General features: G+C 71.9%; 15 protein-coding genes. 12 read left to right on the plus strand and 3 right to left on the minus strand.

Annotation, left to right across the window (positions count from 1 at the left end):
* Positions 1-29 precede the first annotated feature (29 nt).
* Together G4D85_RS03280 and G4D85_RS03285 are read left to right on the plus strand one after the other, a co-directional pair.
* Entirely contained in the window at positions 30-1436 is a 1407-nt protein-coding gene (locus tag G4D85_RS03280) for a sigma-54-dependent transcriptional regulator (RefSeq protein WP_164007759.1), read from the plus strand.
* A 174-nt stretch (positions 1437-1610) separates the two neighbouring features.
* Entirely contained in the window at positions 1611-2675 is a 1065-nt protein-coding gene (locus tag G4D85_RS03285; RefSeq protein WP_164007761.1) for a TetR family transcriptional regulator, read from the plus strand.
* Positions 2676-2690: 15 nt separating this feature from the next.
* Here G4D85_RS03285 and G4D85_RS03290 read toward each other — a convergent pair whose 3' ends face one another.
* Positions 2691-3227 carry a hypothetical protein gene (locus G4D85_RS03290; RefSeq protein WP_164007763.1) on the minus strand — a complete coding sequence of 179 codons (537 nt, stop codon included), beginning with the start codon at positions 3225-3227 and terminating at the stop codon, positions 2691-2693.
* Between the two features lie 117 nt (positions 3228-3344).
* Between G4D85_RS03290 and G4D85_RS03295 the strand changes: the two genes are divergently transcribed.
* Complete coding sequence (locus G4D85_RS03295) at positions 3345-4400, plus strand: hypothetical protein (RefSeq protein WP_164007765.1); 1056 nt, start codon at positions 3345-3347, stop codon at positions 4398-4400.
* A 25-nt stretch (positions 4401-4425) separates the two neighbouring features.
* Here the strand turns inward: G4D85_RS03295 and G4D85_RS03300 are convergent, their stop codons facing one another.
* On the minus strand, positions 4426-4740 hold the full coding sequence (locus G4D85_RS03300) for a tetratricopeptide repeat protein (RefSeq protein ID WP_240359048.1): 315 nt from the start codon (positions 4738-4740) through the stop codon (positions 4426-4428).
* A 61-nt stretch (positions 4741-4801) separates the two neighbouring features.
* On the opposite strand from G4D85_RS03300, the gene rsfS reads away from it, so the two are divergent.
* The 9 genes from rsfS (at position 4802) to G4D85_RS03350 (ending at position 17625) form a co-directional block, all read left to right on the plus strand.
* Complete coding sequence (rsfS, locus tag G4D85_RS03305; RefSeq protein WP_205525395.1) at positions 4802-5356, plus strand: ribosome silencing factor; 555 nt, start codon at positions 4802-4804, stop codon at positions 5354-5356.
* Entirely contained in the window at positions 5353-5817 is a 465-nt protein-coding gene (locus G4D85_RS03310; protein WP_164009085.1) for a 23S rRNA (pseudouridine(1915)-N(3))-methyltransferase RlmH, read from the plus strand. Before rsfS ends, G4D85_RS03310 begins: the two co-directional genes overlap by 4 nt.
* A gap of 71 nt (positions 5818-5888) precedes the next feature.
* Positions 5889-7043: an RNA ligase RtcB family protein gene (locus tag G4D85_RS03315; RefSeq protein ID WP_164007769.1), complete on the plus strand. Its 1155-nt coding sequence runs from the start codon at positions 5889-5891 to the stop codon at positions 7041-7043.
* Positions 7044-7121: 78 nt separating this feature from the next.
* A complete protein-coding gene (gene gpmI, locus G4D85_RS03320) occupies positions 7122-8663 on the plus strand; it encodes a 2,3-bisphosphoglycerate-independent phosphoglycerate mutase (RefSeq protein ID WP_164007772.1) in 1542 nt (513 codons plus the stop codon).
* A gap of 18 nt (positions 8664-8681) precedes the next feature.
* Entirely contained in the window at positions 8682-9383 is a 702-nt protein-coding gene (locus G4D85_RS48770; RefSeq protein WP_205525396.1) for a ComF family protein, read from the plus strand.
* 214 nt (positions 9384-9597) lie between these two features.
* A complete protein-coding gene (locus tag G4D85_RS03335) occupies positions 9598-12318 on the plus strand; it encodes a M1 family metallopeptidase (RefSeq protein WP_164007774.1) in 2721 nt (906 codons plus the stop codon).
* Positions 12319-12369: 51 nt separating this feature from the next.
* Positions 12370-13128 (plus strand): arylamine N-acetyltransferase family protein, encoded by a 759-nt coding sequence (locus G4D85_RS03340; RefSeq protein WP_164007775.1) that lies wholly within the window; start codon positions 12370-12372, stop codon positions 13126-13128.
* Between the two features lie 146 nt (positions 13129-13274).
* Entirely contained in the window at positions 13275-13790 is a 516-nt protein-coding gene (locus G4D85_RS03345; RefSeq protein WP_164007777.1) for a chemotaxis protein CheW, read from the plus strand.
* Positions 13791-13965: 175 nt separating this feature from the next.
* Complete coding sequence (locus tag G4D85_RS03350; RefSeq protein WP_164007779.1) at positions 13966-17625, plus strand: DUF3857 domain-containing protein; 3660 nt, start codon at positions 13966-13968, stop codon at positions 17623-17625.
* Between the two features lie 51 nt (positions 17626-17676).
* Here G4D85_RS03350 and G4D85_RS03355 read toward each other — a convergent pair whose 3' ends face one another.
* Positions 17677-18924, minus strand: a complete 1248-nt coding sequence (locus tag G4D85_RS03355) for a serine hydrolase domain-containing protein (protein ID WP_164007781.1) — start codon at positions 18922-18924, stop codon at positions 17677-17679.
* Positions 18925-19021 lie beyond the last annotated feature (97 nt).

Consider the following 19021-nt stretch of genomic DNA (forward strand, 5'->3'; position numbering starts at 1 on the left):
CGGAAGTGCATGGAGAATCGAGCAACGCCATGGCGCGCATCCTCGTCATCGACGACCACGACACCCTGCGCGAGGGCATGGCCGTCACCCTCACCCGCTCCGGGCACACCGTCGCCGCGGTGCGCAGCGGAGCGGACGGCCTCGCGTCGTACCGCAAGGCGCCCTTCGACCTCGTCGTCACCGACTTGAAGATGGACGGCATGGACGGCATCGAGGTGACGAAGACGCTCAAGTCACTCGACCCGGCCGCCGTCGTCATGGTGGTGACGGCCTTCGGCACCATTGAAACGGCCGTGCGCGCCATGCAGGAGGGCGCCTACGACTTCATCACCAAGCCCTTCCCCCCCGAGGTGCTGCGCGCCAAGGTGGACAAGGGGCTGGAGCTGGCCACCGCGCGCCGGCAGGTGGAGCGGCTCACCGCGCGCACCGCCGCGCACGACGCGGACGCGGCCCTCACCCACGGCAACCTCGTGGGCGACAGCGAGCCCATGCAGCGGCTCGTCGCGCAGGTGCGCAAGGTGGCCGCGAGCGAGGCCACCGTGCTGGTCCGCGGCGAGAGTGGCACCGGCAAGGAATTGGTCGCCCGCATGGTCCACCAGATGTCCCCGCGCGACGCCGGCCCCTTCGTCGTCGTCCACTGCGCGGCCCTGGCCGAGACGCTGCTGGAGAGCGAGCTGTTCGGCCACGAGCGCGGCGCCTTCACCGGCGCGGTGAAGCGCAAGCTGGGCCGCTTCGAGCTGGCCGACGGCGGCACCCTCTTCCTCGACGAGATTGGCGAGATTCCCGCCTCCGTCCAGACGAAGCTCCTGCGCGTCCTCCAGGAGAAGGAAATCCAGCGCGTGGGCGGCGAAGAGACGCTCAAGGTGAACGTGCGCGTGGTGAGCGCCACCCACCGTGACTTGCAGGCCGAGGTGAAGGCCGGCCGCTTCCGCGAAGACCTCTACTACCGGCTCCACATCGTCCCGCTGACACTGCCCCCGCTGCGCGAGCGGCCCGAGGACATCGCCGTGCTCGCCCGCCACTTCGTGGCCAAGCACTCCCAGCGGGTGAACCGGCGCGTGACGGGGCTGGACGAGAGCGCCCTGCGCGCCCTCGCCCGCCACGCCTGGCCCGGCAACGTGCGCGAGCTGGAGAACGTCATCGAGCAGGCCCTCGTCTTCGCCGAGGGCGAGGTGCTCACCGAGGTGGACCTGCCCTCGCACCTCACCGGCGGCGCGCCGCGCATGGACGCGGGCCTGCCCGTGCCCCATGGCGACCGCCCCCTGCCGGAGATCCTCGAGGACCTGGAGCGCCAGCTCATCGCCCGCGCCTACGAGAAGGCCGGCGGCGTGAAGACCGAGACGGCGCGCCTGCTCGGCATCAAGACGTCCGCGCTGTATTACAAGCTGGAGAAGTACGGCTTCCTCCCGAAAGGGACGCCCCCCGAGGAAGGTTGAACCTCGAAAATCCGTTACACCCGGACATGCCACCGTGATTTTCCACCGCGGTCCCACCCCCTCCCACTCCCCCCCGCCCTGCCCAGGTCTCCGGAATCCTTCGGCTTTTCCAGGTGGCACCGGCCCACGGCCGCGGGCCGGGCTGGCATCCGCCTTGCTCAGGAAGCCCCGTTGATGAACCCCCGCCTCCCCGCCCTCCTGCTGTGCCTGCTGCTTGCCGCGCCCGCCTGGGGCGCGTCCGGGCTGGACACGGTGCGCGGGCGGGCCCAGACGGCGCGCACGGAGGTGCGCACCCTGCGCGGCCAGCAGCAGGCGCTGCGCGAGGAGCTGAACGGGCTGGCGGCGCGAATCGAGGCGCTGAAGGCGGAGCGCCAGGGACGGCTGACGGCGGGGACGGAGCTGGAGTCGGCGCTGCGCCGCTCGCAGGAGCTGAGCGGCTCGCTCACCGGGCTGGCGCAGTCGGTGGCGGCGGCGGAGGGCGAGTCGGAGCGGTCGCACCTGGCGCTGCACACCGCGCTCTCGGAGGAGCTGTCGCGGCTGCGCACGGCGTGGGACGGGACGACGGACCGGGACCAGCGCGCGAAGCTGCTGGAGTCCATGCGCACCGTGCGCGCCGAGCGGGAGGCCGTCCGCGCGGCGCTGCCGGCCTCGCGGGTGCCGGCCCTGGACCGGGCAGCCCCCGGTGGGGACGACCCCGAGGACCTGCTGGAGCAGGCGGACACCCTGCGCGACACCGAGGACAAGGTCCGCGAGCGGCTGAAGGCCCTGCGCGGGCGCATCACCGAGGTGCGCGAGGAGCGGGACCTGGACCGGCGGATGAGCGACTTCCTCGGCGAGGAGTCCATGTTCGACGAGCAGGACCGCCGGCTCCGCCTGCGGGTGAGCGGAGACCGTGTGCAGGTGGACCGCAGCCCGCGCCGGGGAGACGAAAGCCCCACCTTCTATGAAGGCGACTCGGCCGCGCAGCCACCGCCGGCGACCGGCGTTCCCGGGGGCGGACAGGTGGGCGAGAACCCGGGCACCACGCCGCTCGATGACGGCCCCCGCACCAGCCCGGCCCGCGCGAGCGACCGCCGGCCGCTGGTGGAGTCGGTGCGCGCCCAGGCGCTGGCCGCGGGAGGCCCGGTGGACCTGGCTGCCCTGGAGGCCGAGGCGGCGAAGCTGGAGGCCCTGGCCCGCGAGCTGGGCGGCCGCGCCTCCACGCTGGAGCGCCGTGCCCAGGAGCTCGAGAAGCGCTGAGTGCGGCGGGTGGGGCTACAGCAGCCCGCCCTCCACCTCGAGCGTCACCACGGCCTGCAGCCGCACCTCGCGCTCGGGCATGACGCCGCGGCCCCGGACGATGATGCTCATGGTGGGCGCGGAGACGAAGGGCTGAAGCTCCACGTCGTCCACGTCCAGCGAGAGGACGGGGTTGGGCGGCCTCAGGTTCAGCGTGGAGATGTTCTCCCGCCGGGCGATGAGCGCCTCGCGGTCCCCGGCCCGGGCGAAGAACTCCGCCACCGACAGGAAGGCGAAGTCCTGGTCATTGGGGCTGAGCACCTTGAGCGTCACGGACTTCACCTTCACGGACGTCACGTCGCCCTTGCTGATGCCCTGGTTCTTGAAGTCCTGGTTCTGGTCGAAGTCCATCCCCGCGAAGCTGCTGATGCTGGGGAAGGCGTTGAGGCTGGTGGTGCCGCCTGGGGGGCCCGCGGGCACGGTGGCCTCCCCCTTCACCTCGGTGGTGAAGGAAGAGGGAGCGCAGGCCGCCAGCCCAAGGCCGGCCGCCGCGAGGAGGGACGCGAGGCGCATGTTTCAAGTGTATCGGTCCACCGGGGGGCCCGTCACCGTTTGGACCAACCGGCCGGACGGGCCCGCCCTCCCGCGAGTGGGGCGTACAGGCGCGAGGCCGGTTATGGTGCGCCCGTCGTGGCCCGCTCCTGTCCACTCCTGCTGCTCGCTCTCACCGTGCTCGCCGCCAGCCGCGCGCCCGCGGCCGAGTGGGAGGGCGCGCTGAAGGCCACCAGCCGTGTGCTGGTGGACACCAATGCGTCGCGCGAGTTCTCCGACGCCGCCGCGACGGGTACAGCCGGGCTGGACCAGGCGCTCAGCCTGCTCGGCTCGGCGGAGGGGCGCGCCACCTTCGAGCGCTCGCAACTGGTGGGCCGCTACGAGCTGGGCGTGCGCAAGTACCTGGGCTTCACGGACGAGGACACGCTGGTGCAGGCCGGCGCCCTGGAGGGCTCGCTGGCGCTGGGCACCGAGTTCGGCGTCGGCCTGGAGGGCCACGCGAAGGACCGGCGCGGCGGCACGCGGGCGTACTCGGACCTGGGGGCGAGCGCCTTCCTCGAGTACGCACCGGACGTGCGCCTGGCGCTGCGCGTGCGAGGAGGCGCCCGGCGCTTCGTGTACCGACCGGACGCCACGGCCAACTTCGGCGGGCCGGAGCTGGGGGTGCTGGGGCGCTACCGCTTCAACCGCCGGCACAGCCTGTCCCTCTTCGGCGACTGGGGCTCGCGGGGCTACGGCACGCAGGCCCGGGCCCGGCCTGGGACGACGGGCACCGCCCCCGACCGGCGTGAGGACGGGGCGCTCACGGCCGGCGCGACGTATTCCTACCGCGGCCCCGTGGCGGTGGGGCTGACGTACGCGTACCAGGAGTCCTCCTCCAACAGCTTCGGGGAGACGGTGCTCCGCCACCGGCTGTCGGGCAACGCGGGGGTGCGCCTTCCCTGGAGCGTGACGCTGCTGGCGCAGGCCTCGCTGGGCTTCAGCAGCTACCCGGACGGCATCTTCCTCTCCCCCGAAATCATCCTGGTGGAGGAGGACGAGGGGCAGAACTCCCTCTCCCTGAAGCTGGCCCGCCCGCTGACGGAGACGGTGGACGTGGAGGTGTCCTGGGGCCTGTGGAGCACGCGGCTGCCCCGCAACGGGCTCACCTACACGCGCCAGGTCTTCGGCGTGGGCTTCACCTGGCGCGACTGAAGGGGACAGGGGGCCTTCACACGGCTCAACCCAGGTCGGCGATGCGCTCGTCGATTTCCTCGGCGAGGCCGGGGTGTCCCTGGGACAGGGCGTGCTCCTTCGCCCGGCCGAGCACCTCACGGGCCTTCTCGGTCTCCCCGGCCCCGACCCAGGCGTCCCCCAGGGCCACCATGGCGGCGGCATAGCCCGGGTCCAGCCGGACGGCGGACTCCAGGGCCTGGGCGGCCTCGGCGTACTGCCGGCGCTCCAGGTACAGCTTCCCCAGGGAGAAGTGGCTCATGGGGGAGTCGGGAAAACTGGCCACCATCTTCTTGAACTGCTCCAGCCGGGCGTCGCTCATGGACATCAGGAGATAGAGGACCGCTTCCTCCTTGCCAAGGGTGCGCTAGGGTGCGCCGCACATGGCTACGAAGAAGAAGAGCACGAAAACGATGGGCGGCCGGACCCCGGCGCGCAAGAAGACGGCGGGCAAGAAGGCTCCGACGGGCAAGGGCAAGGCCCCGGCGCGCAAGGCCCCGGCGCGCAAGAAGGCGACGCTCAAGCCTCCGGCACGCAAGAAGGCGAAGCTGCCTGCCGCACTGGCCCAGAAGGCGGGCCCGGCGGAGAACCCCGCGGCGAAGGCGCTGGCGCACCGGATTGCCCAGCTCCTCCTCGACAAGAAGGCCGAGGACGTCGTCATCCTCGACGTGCGCGGGATGACGTCCTACGCGGACTACTTCGTCATTGCCTCCGCCGAGAGCGACCGGCAGGTGAGCGCCATGGCGGAGAACGTCCAGGTGCAGCTCAAGACGGGCGAAGAAGTCCAGCGCCCCATCGGCACCGAGGGCCTGGAGACGGGCCAGTGGGTGCTGCTCGACTACGGCGAGGTGGTGGCGCACCTGTTCCTCACGGACCTGCGCGCGCACTATGACCTCGAGGGCCTCTGGGCCGACGCGGCGCGGGAGAAGGTGGCCTGAAACTCAGGCTCCTCTCCATCGGCAAGGACCGCTCGGGCCTGTATGAGCCCGCGGTCCAGGAGTACGCCAAACGGCTGGGCCACTACACCCGCTTCGAGTTGGTGGAGCTGTCCGAGGCCAGCGGCAAGAAGCTCAAGCCGGGCGATGCGAAGGCCGCGGAGGCCGACGCGATTCTCGCGAAGCGCAAGCCCCAGGACTGGCTGGTGGCGCTGGACGAGCGCGGCTCGCTGCTCGACTCGGTGGAGCTGAGCCGCTACGTCGCGAAGGCGCAGACGGGTGCGAAGGATTTGCTCTTCATCATCGGCGGGGATGAGGGGCTGGATGCGAAGGTGCGCGACGCGGCGAACCTCACGCTGTCCCTGTCGAAGATGACGCTGCCGCACCGGCTGGCGCGGGTGGTGCTCATCGAGCAGCTCTACCGCGCCTTCACCATCCTCAAGGGCGAGCCCTACCACAAGTAGGCAGCCGGGCGGGCCCGGGCGCTCCGGGCCTGCCCCGTCAGGGCGGGGATGGGCGTGGCGTCTGCGGGGGCATGAGCACCGCCGCCTCCTCCGCTACCCCCTCCTCCGCGCCCATGGCGCAAGTCCGCGTCATCGCCTCGCCCCAGTCCTGGGTGGAGGGCGAGGCCGTGCGCCAGCTCGAAGCCATGGCGCGACTGCCCGGCATGCGACTGGCGGTGGGACTCCCGGACCTGCACCCCGGCAAGGGGGCCCCGGTGGGCGCCGCCTTCACGTCGGAGGGCTTCGTCTACCCCTACCTCGTCGGCAACGACATCGGCTGTGGCATGGGCCTGTTCGACGTGGACCTGCTGGCGCGCAAGGCGAAGCCAGAGCGGTGGGCGGCGAAGCTGGATTTGGAGGGGCCGTGGAGCGGGGACGTGGACGGCTTCCTCTCGGAGCATGGCGTGAAGGCCACCGGCTTCGAGGCGGCGCTGGGCACGGTGGGCGGTGGCAACCACTTCGCGGAGGTGCAGCGGGTGGACGCGGTGCACGACGCGGAGGCCTTCGCGGCGCTGGGGCTGGCGGCGGACCGGTTGCTCCTGCTGGTGCACTCCGGCTCTCGCGGGCTGGGCGAGGCGATTCTCCGGGCCCACGTGGACCGTCACGCGGCGGGCGGGCTGGTGGATGACTCCGCGGAGGCACGCAACTACCTCGCGCGGCATGACCATGCAGTGGAGTGGGGCCGGGCCAACCGGGCGCTGGTGGCGCGGCGGGTGCTGGACGGAATCGGAGCCCTCGGTCGTCGCGTCCTGGACGTGTGCCACAACAGCGTCACCCCGCTCCGGGTGGACGGAGGCACGCAGTGGCTGCACCGCAAGGGCGCGGCCCCGTCGGACGAGGGGCCGGTGGTGATTCCCGGCAGCCGGGGTGCGCTGAGCTATCTGGTGGCGCCGGTGGGAGACGGGACGGGCAACGCGCACAGCCTGGCGCACGGCGCCGGCCGCAAGTGGACGCGCACCGCCGCCCGGGAGCGCATGCGCGAGCGCTTCACCGCGGAGTCCCTCACGCGCACCACCTTCAAGAGCCACGTGGTGTGTGAGAACAAGGACCTCCTCTTCGAGGAGGCGCCGCCCGCGTACAAGGCCATTGACCGGGTGGTGACGGACCTGGTGGAGGCGGGCCTCGTCCGGGTGGTGGCCACGCTGGCGCCCGTGCTGACGTACAAGACGCGCGCCCGGGGGGAGTGACGGCCACCCGGCAGCCAGGAAGAGGGGCTGGCGCTTTTTGTCCTCTCCGCCCGCCGCCCGCGTGGTTAGGGTTCGGCCATGACTCCCGCGCACAAGGTCCTGCTCTGCATCCTGGACGGCTGGGGCATCCGCCAGGAGCGTGATGCGAATGCCATCCTCCTGGCTGGCACGCCCCACCTCGACAAGCTGGCGAGCCCCTACCCCTTCACCGAGCTGCAGACGGCCGGCCTGGCCGTGGGCCTGCCCGAGGGGCAGATGGGCAACTCGGAGGTGGGCCACACCAACATCGGCGCTGGCCGAGTCGTCTACCAGGACCTGGTGCGCATCAACCGCGCCGCTGAGTCCGGCGAGCTGGGCCAGAACCCCGTGCTCCGCGCGGCCATGGACGGCGTGAAGGCGGACGGCAAGGCGCTGCACCTGCTCGGGCTGGTGTCTCCCGGCGGCGTGCACTCGTCCATGGAGCACCTGTACGCGCTGCTGCGCGCCGCGCGTGAGCGGGGTGTCCCCCACGTCTATGTGCACGCCTTCCTGGACGGTCGCGACACGCCGCCGCAGAGCGCGCTGGGCTACGTGGAGGAGCTGGAGCGCTTCCTCCACGAGACGCATGCCGGCCGCATCGCCACGGTGAGCGGGCGCTACTACGCCATGGACCGCGACAAGCGGTGGGACCGGGTGCAGCTCGCCTACGAGGCGCTGGTGTACGGCAGGGGCCCCAAGGCACCGGACGCGCTGAGCGCCATCCGCGCGTCCTACGCGGAGAAGGTGACGGACGAGTTCGTGAAGCCCACGGTGCTGGCCAGCGGCGACGGCACGCCGGTGGGCCGCATCCAGGACGGCGACACGGTGCTCTTCTTCAACTTCCGCGCGGACCGGGCCCGGGAGCTGACGAAGGCGCTCGCGTACCCGGACTTCAAGGAGTTCGACCGGGGTGGACTGCGGCTGGGCCGCTACGTCTGCATGACCCAGTACGATGAGACTTTCGACTTGCCGGTGGCCTTCGCGCCGGACCAGCCGCAGGACATCTTCCCGGAATTGCTGTCCCAGAGGGGCCTGCGCCAGCTGCGCACGGCGGAGACGGAGAAGTACGCGCACGTGACGTTCTTCTTCAACGGCGGCCGCGAGGTGGTGTACCCGGGCGAGGACCGGTACATGGTGCCCAGCCCGCGCGACGTGAAGACGTACGACTTGAAGCCGGAGATGGCCGCGCGCGAGGTGACGGCGGAGCTGGTGCGGCGTCTCGACTCGGGGACGTACGACTTCGCGCTGGTGAACTTCGCCAACCCGGACATGGTGGGCCACAGCGGCCGGCTGGACGCGGCGATGCAGGCGGTGCGGGTGGTGGACGAGTGCCTCGGCGTGCTCGGCAAGGCGTGCGAGCGCAATGGCTGGGTGCTGGCCATCTCCGCGGACCACGGCAACTGCGAGCAGATGGTGGACCCGGTGACGGGCGAGCCGCACACCGCGCACACCCTCAACCCCGTCCCCTTCCACCTCATCCACCCGGCCTTCCGGGGACAGAAGCTGCGGCCGGGCATCCTCGCGGACATCGCCCCCACGCTGTGCAAGGTGATGGGGCTGCCGCAGTCGAAGGAGATGAACCGGATGGGGCTGCTGCCGTGAGCAGCACGGGGCGGTGACGTGCTGAAGGCGCTGCTCGACTTGCTCTACCCGCCTTCGTGCATCGCCTGCGCGAAGGTGCTGCCGGGCCCCGGCGCCTTCTTCTGCGAGGCGTGCGACACCGCGCTGGAGCGGCTGCCTCCGGCGTGCTGCCGCACCTGCGCGGAGCCCGGGACGTTCCCCGGCGGAGCCTGTCATCGGTGCCGCGCGGCACCGCCGCCGTTCTCCCGTGCCTGGGCCCCCTTCTCCCACGAGGGGCCCATGGCGCGCGCCATCCACCGCTTCAAGTACGAGGACCACCCGGAGCTGGCCGCGCCGCTGGGCGAGCTGCTCGCGGACGAGGCCCGCGACTTCCTGGGCCGGGCGCCCTCCTTCGTGGTGGCGCTGCCGCTGCACACCCGCCGCTACCACGCGCGCAAGTATGACCAGGCCCAGCTCCTCGCCGGCACGCTGGCCAAGGCCACGGGGCGCGAGTCGCCAACAGGCTGGCTCACTCGCACCCGCGAGACGCAGCGGCAGGTGGGGCTGAGCGAGTCGGAGCGCGTGAGCAACGTGGCCAGCGCCTTCACCGCCGCGCCACTCGTGAAGGGCCGCGAGGTGCTGCTGGTGGATGACGTCTTCACCACGGGCTCCACCGCTCGCGCCGCCGCCACCGCGTTACGTGAAGCCGGCGCCGTGCGGGTGGAGGTGCTGACCGTGGCGCGGGCCTTCAGCCTCACCTGAACAGGGCCGCCAGCCTCCTTCGCGTGCGGAGCCCCTCCATGGAAGCTCGCACGCTCCCAGGCGCGGCAGGGCTGACCGGGCCAGCCGGCCTTCCCTCCTGAAGCATGCACGGCCGGTGAGTCTCACGGCATGGAAGCGCTCGCCGCTGTCCACCGCCTGGTCACCTTCGCACCTTGCCCTCCTGCCTCATGACGAAGCGGGATAGCCTCGCCGCATGCGCTGGCCCCTGCCCCTCCTCTTCGCACTCCTCGCCCTCCGCTGCGCCCACGCGCCCGAATCGCAGCCTCCCGCACCCCAGCCCGTGGCAGCGGCGCCGGCATATCCGGAGCCCCAGCCCCCCGCGCTGCGGCTGCCCGACACGGTCCGCCCCGTCCTCTACCACCTGGACCTGAAGCTCCTCCCCGCCGAGCCCACGTTCACCGGCTCCGTCACCATCGACGTGGAGGTGAGCGAGCCCGTGCGCCAGGTATGGCTGCATGGCCAGAACCTGGAGATAACGCAGGCCCGCGTCGAGACTGGCGAGCGCACACTGGAGGCCCGCGCCGTCACCGCGAGCGAGGGGCGCCTGGGCCTGCTGCTGCCCGAGCCGCTCCCCGCGGGCAAGGCCCGCATCCACCTGAGCTTCACCGGCAAGGTGGACCGTGAGCGCAGCCGGGGTCTCTACGGCGTGGAGGAGCGCGGCGAGCCGTACCTCTACACCTTCTTCGAGCCCGTGGACGCGCGCCGCGCCTTCCCCTGCTTCGACGAGCCGGGCTTCAAGGTGCCGTGGCGCCTGCGCTTCACGGTGAAGTCCGGGCACGTGGCGCTGGCCAACCACGCCATCGTCTCGCGCGAGCCGCTGCCGGAGGGACTGGAGCGCGTCACCTTCGCGGAGAGCCGTCCCATGCCGAGCTACCTCGTGGCCTTCATGGTGGGCCCCTTCGACGTGGTGGACGCGGGCACAGTGGGGCGCAAGGCCGTGCCGCTGCGCTTCATCGTCCCGCGCGGCCGGGGCCCGGAGACGGCGTACGCGGCCAGCGTCACCCCGCGCATCGTCACGCAATTGGAGGACTTCTTCGACCAGCCGTACCCGTACGAGAAGCTCGACGTGGCGGTGGTGCCCCGCTACTGGGGCACCATGGAGCACCCGGGCCTGGTGGCGCTCGGGCAGCCGCTCACGCTCATCCCTCCCGGCGAGGAGACGCTCGCGCGCCGCAAGTGGTACGTCACCATCGCCAACCACGAGCTGGGCCACTACTGGTTCGGCAACATCGTCACGTGCAGGTGGTGGGACGACATCTGGCTCAACGAGTCCCTCACCTCGTGGCTGGACAGGAAGACGGTGGAGACCTTCGACCCGAGCTGGGGCTTCGCGCGGGAGGCGAGCATGGGCGCGGTGTCCTTCGCGCTCGACTCGGATGCGCTCGCGGCCGCGCTGCCCGTGCGCAAGCCGGCGGACACGCATGACGACGTGCTCGGCGCCTTCGACAACGGCACCACCTATGCCAAGGGCTCGGCGGTCATCGGCATGTTCGAGGCGTGGCTCGGCCCGGAGCGCATGCGAGACTTGCTGCGCGGCTACGTCCGCGAGCACGCCTGGAAGCCGGTGACGTCCGAGGACTTCGCCACCACGCTCTCCAAGGCCGCCGGCCCGGACGTGGCCAAATCCTTCCGGAGCTTCCTCGACCAGCCCGGCGCCCCGCGCATCTCCGCCGAGCTCCAGTGCAAGCCCGGCACGCCGACGCGCCTGAAGCTGTCCCAGGAGCGCTTCCTGCCGGCCGGCTCCACCGCCAGCGCCGCCCAGACGTGGTCGGTGCCGGTGTGCGTGCGCGCTGGGACTGGCGGCGGCTCCCACCGGGTCTGCACGCTGCTCACCGAGGCGACGGGCGAGCTGTCGCTGCCCATGCGGGACTGCCCGAAGTGGCTCCTGCTCAACGCGGGTGGCACCGGTTACTACCGCGCGGGCTACTCGCGCGAGCAGCTCGCGCGGGTGCTGGCCGCGCCCCCGTCGCAGCTGACGGTGGAGGAGCGACTGGCGCTGCTGGCGGACGTGGAGGCCGCGGTGCGCCGGGGCGACCTGCCGCTCGGCGAGGCGCTGCGGCTCGTCCCCACCACCGCGAGCGACAAGGAGCGCACCATCGTCCAGCGCGGCGCGCGGCTGCTGCAGCTCGTGAACGAGGACGGTCTGTCCGCGGCGGAGCGCGCCCGCTTCCGGACGTGGGTGGGCGAAGTCTACGGCCCCCGGGCACGCGCGCTGGGCTGGGAGCCCAGGCCGGGCGACAGCGACGAGGTGAAGCAGGAACGCTCGCGCCTGCTGGAGCTGGCGACGGCGCGCGGTGAGGACCCCGTCCTCGTCCGCGAGGCGGGCCGGCTCGCGCGGGCGTGGCTGGGCGACCGGAAGGCCGTCCACCCGGAGGCGGTGCCCCTGGTGCTGGCGGTGGCGGCGCGCAACGGGGACCGGGCGCTCTTCGACACGCTGCTCAAGGAGGCGCGTGGGACGCAGGACCGGAACGAGCGCAGCCGGATGCTCACCGCGCTCGCCGTGTTCCGTGAGCCCGCGCTGGTGCGCGAGGCGCTGGCCCTCGTGTCGGGCACGGAGTTCGACCCGCGCGACACCCGGCCCCTCCTCACGGGCGCCTTCATGATGCCCGAGACGCGCGAGCTGGCGTGGGCCTTCTACCGCGAGCACTTCGACACGCTCGCGGGGCGGCTGCGCTCGGACGAGCTGGGCTGGCTCGTCGGGCTCGTGGGCAACCTCTGCGACGAGCAACGCGCCGCGGAGGTGGAGGCCTTCCTCGGGCCGCGCGTCTCGCGCCTGGAGAACGCACCGCGCGCGCTCGTCCGGGCCCGGGAGTCCATCCGCCTGTGCGCCGAGTCCGACCGGCTCCACCGGCAGGGCGTGCAGACCTTCCTGCGCGCTCCCCCCACGGTGCCCGGCCCCCGTCCGACGCGCTGAGGCAGAGGAGAATGAATCGCCCCGCCGGGCCCGTCGCGTTACACAGCCCCCATGTTCGACGCCGCACGCTACCTGGAGCGCCTCGGGGTGGACGCGGGCTTGCCGCTCGCCGAGCTCCACCGCGTCCACCTCCAGTCCATTGCCTTCGAGAACCTCGACATCCACCTGAAGCGGCCCATCCTCCTCGACGAGGATGCCTTCTTCGACAAGGTCATCGTCCAGCGGCGCGGTGGGTTCTGCTACGAGCTCAACGGGCTCTTCGCCCGCCTGCTGCGGACGCTCGGGCACGACGTGACGCTGCTCTCGGCGCGCGTGGCCACGCAGCCCGACGGTGGCGCCTATGGCCCCGAGTTCGACCACCTGGCGCTCCTGCTGGAGGACGCCTCGGGCCGCTGGCTGGTCGACGTCGGCTTCGGCGACTGCTTCCTGGAGCCGCTGCGATTCGACGAGCGTGGTGTCCAGGTGCAGGACGGGCGCGGCTACCGGCTCGCCGAGGAGGGTGAGTCACTCGTCCTCTGGCGCGAGGCTGCAACGGAGGGCTGGGAGGCCCAGTACGTCGTCTCCCCCATCCCTCGCCAGCTCGCGGACTTCGCCAGCATGTGTCACCACCAGCAGACGTCTCCGGACTCCATCTTCACGCAGCGCCGCCTGTGCACCCGGGCCACCCCCGACGGACGCATCACCCTCAAGGAGGGAATGCTCGTCGTCACCACGGGCGGTGTCCGCCACGAGCAGTCGCTCCCGGACGAGGCCGCCTGGAGGGACGCGCTCGCTCGGCACTTCGACATCACCCTCCCCAAAGGCGGGTGACGGACGTGCGACACGTGGCGCAGCGACACCCACCTCCGACCCAGGCTGCCATGCAACCGGAGGCCCTCTTGTCATCTACCCGTCAAAGCGGTACGCCTTTGATTGCAACTTCCGGAAGCAACGGAGCGCACTCCAGAACCGACATCATGATGAACGCCGGCACACCCGGGAACGCCGAGCCGTACCTCCACTTCGTGGTGGGCGGCGAGCACTACGCCGCGCCCGCCGCGCATGTGGCGGGTGTGGTACCCGAGGCTCAGCTGGAGCCGCTCCTGGGCGCACCGCCCCACGTTCGCGGGGTCCTCGTCCAGGAAGGCCAGGCCGTCCCGGTGGTGGACCTGTCCCACCTGCTGGGTCAGGCGTTGCGCACGGTTCGGACGCGGCCCACGGTGGTGGTGGCGCAGGTGCACTGCTGCGGGGAGCCGCTGCGGCTGGGCCTCGCGGTGGACGGCGTGGGCGCTCCGCTGCAGCTGTCCGCACGCGACGTGGTGCCGGCGCCCTCCTTCGGCGCCGCCATGCCGGTGGACTTCCTGGTGGGCATGGGCCGGCACGGCGAGGGGCTGGTGCTGCTGATGGACGTGGCGCGCGTCCTCTCCGAGCCCCAGCTCCACAAGGCCCTGATGCTGGTCTCCCCGGCCGGGCCAAAGGCCCACGGGAACTGACGCACCCGCACCTACCTCGTCACCTGTCGCACCCTTGGTGACGTTTTCGGTTGCCTGCCCGCCACCCGGGGCCGCATGCAGGGGAAGGCCCTGAAAGGGTCACCTGTTCATCGCCGTCGGCGCCCCCGTTTCCAGGCCGGGCGCCCCCTACCGTAGACGTCAACGAGGAGAACGGATGTCCCGCTTCACATGGCTGGCCGCGGTTTTCGTGCTCACCTGCCCGCTCTGGGCGCAGGCGAGGCCGGCAGCGGACGAGACAGCGCGAGGCTACGCGGCCGAGGCCCTGAAGCAGGCCTCCTCCCCCCGGGGCGCCGCCACCCTGCTGCGGATGCACTCCCTGATAGACGACCTGGAGGACCTGGCACCCCTCCTCAATACCTACTCCCTCATCGCCTCGCGGCGCTCGTCGGACCCGAGCACCCGCGCCACCGCGCAACTGCTGCTGCTCGACACCGAGCGCTCCCGGGGCCGGCTGGTGCGGGCCAACGAGGTGAAGCAGTGGCTGGGCTTCGTCGGCGACTACTACGTCGTCGGTGGCTTCGAGAACGAGGGCAAGGCCGGCTGTGACACGGACTTCGGCCCCGAGGCCGCCAACCTGGACCTGACCGCCACGTACCCTGGCGCCAAGGGCCGCGAGGCGACCTGGCGCAAGCTGACCGCGAACACCGCGGACGGGTACGTGGACCTTGCCACGGCGGTGCGGCCCAACCGTGAGACGGTGGCCTATGCCGTCACCTGGCTGGAGGCGCCCAACGAGACGCGCGTGTCCATGGGCGTGGGCACCTCCGGCGCGTTCCGCCTGTGGGTGAACGGGCAGCTGGCCGCGAAGGAGGACCGCTACAACCTCCCCCGGCCGGACCAGTCCCGCGTGTCCGTGAAGCTGCGCAAGGGCCTCAACCGCGTCCTCGTGAAGGTGTGCCAGGAGTCCGGCCCGCTGGGCTTCTACCTGCGCCACGAGTCCCCCGCCGTGCGCGCGTCGCTGCCGGCGAAGGCGCCGGCCCTGGAGCGCGGCGCCGCCCCCGCCCCGCAGCCGCTGCCCACCCTCACCTCCGCGCTGCGCGCCCTGGTGGAGAAGGACCCCGCGGACGCCGAGCTGCGCGGCGACTATGCCCGCGTGCTGGGCTTCTTCCGCGCCTATGACGAGCGCGAGCACACCGCCACCGTGGAGGCCGCGCGCGCGGCCGAGGCCGACCCGAAGAACGCGCGCCTGCAGCTGCTCGCCGCCGGCCAGCAGCGCGACGACCTGAACGAGCGCCGCCGCTTCCTGGAAGCGGCCCTGAAGGCGGACCCCGACTTCGCCGAGGCGCGCGTGGCGCTGGCGGACCACGAGCTGGACCGCGGCCACCCGGAGCGCGTGCCCGCGTTGGTGTCCCCCGTGCTGGAGAAGGACCCGGACTCCGTGAGCGCCCGGCTGATGCTGGCGCGTGCCTACGAGGCGCTGGACGAGCGCCCGCGCGCCAATGCCATGGTGGAGGAGACCTTCCGCCGCCAGCCGCGCGTGCCCCGCGCGGCGCGCGCCGCGGCCCAGGCGTCCCGGCAGATGGGCCGCAACCGCGAGGCCATGGACCGGATGCGCGTGGTGCTGGCGCTGCGCTTCGACGACGTGACGACGCGCCGAGGCCTGGCCTCGCTGCTGGCGGACGCCGGCCAGGTGGAGGCCGCCCAGCGCGAGTACTCGCAGCTGGTGGCCCTCAACCCCTTCGACAACGGCGCGCGCGTGCGGCTGGCGGAGCTGAAGGCCAACAACGGCGCGGTGGACCAGGCCGTGGCCCTCTTCGGTGAGGCCCGCGCGCTGTCTCCGGACGAGCCCGAGGTGTACGAGCGCGAGGGCCGCGCCCTGCTGGCCGCCGGCCGCCGTGAGCCGGCGCTGGCCGCCTTCGAGAAGTCCCTGGCCCTGCGCCCGCAGAACCCGGGCCTGAAGGAAGCCCTGCGCACCCTCAAGGGTGAGACGTCCGGCGCGGGCATGCAGTACCTGGTGGACTCGAAGGGGCTGGACAAGGAGGCGGAGGCCTACGTCCACGAGGACGCCCTCTACCTGGTGGACAGCACCTACGTGCGCGTCCAGAAGAGCGGCCTGTCCAGCCGCCTGCACCAGCAGGTGGTGAAGGTGCTGAACGCGCGCGGCGTGGAGTCCTTCCGGATGATGCCCATCACCTACTCGCCGGACCGCCAGGAGGTCCGCATCCTGAAGGCCCGCGTGGTGAAGGCGGACGGCTCCGTGGTGGAGAGCTACGGAGAGAACGACCGCAACATCAACGAGCCGTGGACGGGCATGTACTACGACGCCCGCGCCAAGGTGCTGACCTTCCCCTCGCTGGCCGCTGGCGACACGCTGGAGCTGACGTACCGGCTGGACGACACCGCGCAGGAGAACCTCCTCTCCGACTACTGGGGTGACGTGGAGAGCGTGCAGGGCGTCTACCCGAAGGTGCGCTTCCAGTACCTCGTGGACATGCCGAAGGAGCGCCCCCTCTACTGGAACAAGAGCAAGCTCACCGGCGTGCAGGGCGCGCAGGAGCAGCTGGACGGAGGGCGCGTGCTCTACCGCTGGAACGCGAAGCACGTGTCCAAGGTGGTGCCGGAGCCGGGCATGCCGGGCTGGGCCGAGGTGGCGCAGAACCTCCACGTCTCCACGTACCAGACGTGGGACCAGGTGGGCCGCTACTGGTGGGGCCTCGTCCGCGACCAGCTCCAGCCCAACGCCGAGCTGCGGCAGACGGTGGACACGGTGCTGCAGGGCGTGGACCGCAAGGACGAGCTGGCGGTGGTGCGCGCCATCTACAACTTCGTGGTGACGAACACGCGCTACGTCGCGCTGGAGTTCGGCATCCACGGCTACAAGCCCTACCGGGTGGACCGCGTGCTGGCGCGCCGCTTCGGTGACTGCAAGGACAAGGCGAGCCTCATCCACTCCATGCTGCGGGTGGCGGGCGTGGACAGTAAGCTGGTGCTGCTGCGCATGCGCAACCTGGGCGCCATCGGCGAGGAGCCGGCGAGCCTGGCGGCCTTCAACCACGCGATTGCGTACGTGCCCAAGTACGACCTGTACCTGGATGGCACGGCGGAGTTCCACGGCGCCAAGGAGCTGCCCAGCGCGGACCGGGTGGCCAACGTGCTGGTGGTGGAGCCGGACGGCAAGAGCACCTTCCTCACCACGCCGGAGTCGAAGGCGCAGGACAACGCCACGCGCCTGACGCTGGACGTGGCGCTGACCGCGTCGGGCGGCGCCGACATCACGGGCGCGAGCACGGTGGGCGGGCAGAGCGCGCCGGACTACCGCCGGGCGTACCGGCCGGAGGCCACGCGCAAGTCCACCTTCGAGCGCGCCTGGGCGCAGAGCTTCCCCGGCCTGACGGTGACCGAGGTGAAGCTGAACGACACCACGCGCCTGGACGACGACGTGGCCCTGGACTTCAAGATGCACATCCCCCGCTACGCGGAGGTGCTGCCCAACGGCATGCGCTTCCTGCCCTTCGGCACGGGCCGCACGTACCAGCAGGCGTATGCGTCGCTCGCCGAGCGCCGCTTCGACCTGATGATGCAGGGCCCGTGGCTGAACAGCTTCGCGCTGCGCTACACGCTGCCCGCGGGCTGGACGGTGGCGGAGCTGCCGCAGGCAGTGGAGGAGACCACCAGGTTCGGCTACGTGAAGCTGAGCTACAAGATGGAGGGCGGCAAGCTGGTGGCGGAGGGAGAGATGGCCCTCACCGAAGCGCGCGTGAAGGCGGAGGACTACGCCGCGTTCCGCGAGTTCCTCGGCCGCGTGGACCGGGCCTTCGGGCGCCGGGTGCTCATCCAGGGCCCCGGCAACCGCACCGCGTCCGCGGCGCAGTAACCCCTCCGGAGGGGTCATTCCTCCAGCAGGGAATGGCCCCTCCGGCGCGCGCTACGGCCGGGAGGGAGTCCCCACGGCGGCCACGATGATGCGGCCGGTGATGGGCGGCGGCTCCTGCCCCATGCGCAGCGTGTTGACGGAGTAGACGAGGCGCCGCCGCAAGTCCCTCGTGGCGCCCATCCCGTTGTTGTAGCCGTGGCGGTCTCCGCTCTTCCCCCACAGCGTGATGCCATTGACCTCGAAGCGGGCGAGCCCCGCGCTGTAGCTGGCGCGCCCTCCGTCCACCGAGGGCACGTCCGGCACCGTGAACATCTCCTCCAGCTGCGCACGCGGCAGCAGCCGCCCCTTGAAGAGCGCAACGAGGAAGCGGTCCAGGTCGGCCGTCGTCGAAACCATCTCCCCCGCCGCCCAGGGCACGGACTGGCTGGCGTCGGTGACGTCCACCAGGCACAGCGCCCCATACGCGGTGGCGCCGGGCGGGCAGCCCGCCTCCTCCGGCGAGACGCTTTCGTAGCCACGGGCATGCGGCCCCGGAATCGTCACCTCGTTGCCGGGCACGAAGGTGTCCCGCAGGTGCAGCGGACGGAGGATGCGGTCCCTCACCTCGTGCCCGTAGGGACGGCCCGTGACCTTCTCGATGAGCAGCCCGGCGACGATGTAGCCGATGTTGCCGTAGTCCTGCTGCGTGCCCGGCTCGAAGCGGGGCCCCGGCGGGAGCGCCAGCGCGACGAGCTCTCGGGGAGTGAAGCGCCGGAACCGGTTCTCGAAGAACCACGCGGGGTCCTTCTGCGGCACCGGCACGCCGGGAAGTCCATGCGTGTGATTGAGCAACTGCCGCACGGTGATGGGCGCGTAGACGCCGTCGGGCAGCAGGCGCGGCAGGTAGTGCTGGACGGGCCGGTCCAGGTCCACCCGGCCCTCGGCGACGAGCTGCAGCACGACGGTGGCGGTGAACGTCTTGGTGATGCTGCCGATGCGGAAGCGCCCCTCCGCGAGCACCGGGGCGCCGGTGCGGAGGTCCGCCACTCCGGAGGCACCGAGCCAGTGGCCATCGGCGCCACTCACCCGGACCATGGCCCCGGTCACCTTCGTGTCCGGCAGGCCGGAGATGGCCTGACGCAGCGCCTCGCGGTCCAAGGGCGGCAGGGGCGCCGGTCTCGCGGCCTGTCCCAGCTCACCGGACTCCAGCTCGCTCACCTCGGGGGCACTTCCAACGGGAGCCTCCGGGCCGCAGGCCGGGGCCATGAAGCCCGCGAGCAATGCCATACCTACCCGAAGACCTCGGTGCAGGACCGCCATGTTCCATCTCCTGTCTGGGGAAGGCCGGCGCGCTGCCGGCTGGCGGATGGAACACCGGCACTGCACGGCGGTGTCACCCGCCGGAGTCCCCGAAGCG

The sequence above is a fragment of the Pyxidicoccus trucidator genome (genome assembly GCF_010894435.1).
Classification (GTDB): Bacteria; Myxococcota; Myxococcia; order Myxococcales; family Myxococcaceae; genus Myxococcus; species Myxococcus trucidator.